Origin of the sequence: Streptomyces sp. SID14436 (genome assembly GCF_010548465.1) — a bacterium.
Classification (GTDB): Bacteria; Actinomycetota; Actinomycetes; order Streptomycetales; family Streptomycetaceae; genus Streptomyces.
Genome location: NZ_JAAGMD010000094.1, coordinates 1 through 369, shown reverse-complemented (window position 1 = coordinate 369; position 369 = coordinate 1). Strand labels below are relative to the sequence as shown.

Below are 369 nucleotides of genomic sequence, written 5' to 3'. Positions count from 1 at the left end.
CGTCGGCACGGTGAGGTCGCCCCCGCTGGGCAGGCCGCCCGGGCCGAGGCTGGCGCCGGATCCGGCGGTGTCGTCGGACTCGGCCGGCTGCGGCGAGGTGTCGACCTGGCCCGCGGGCGCGTCGGCCTCCTGGCCCGGGACGGGGAGCCAGGGGGCGTCGGAGTTCCCCGACAGCAGCGTGGCGACGATGACGACGGCGTACCCGGCGCAGGCGAGGCCGACGGCCAGGCCGATGCGGCGGTAGCGGCGGCCGCGGCGGCCGGACTCGTCGACGAAGACGGGGCCCTCCGACGGCTCGGGGGCCGCGGGCTGCACGCCGGGGGTCCTGCGCAGCACGCCGTCCGCGAACTGCATGGCGTCGAGCTGGAC

General features: G+C 79.1%; 1 pseudogene. It reads right to left on the bottom strand.

Annotation, left to right across the window (positions count from 1 at the left end):
* Nucleotides 1-369, bottom strand: a pseudogene (locus G3I53_RS03150) (hypothetical protein); the annotation flags it as partial.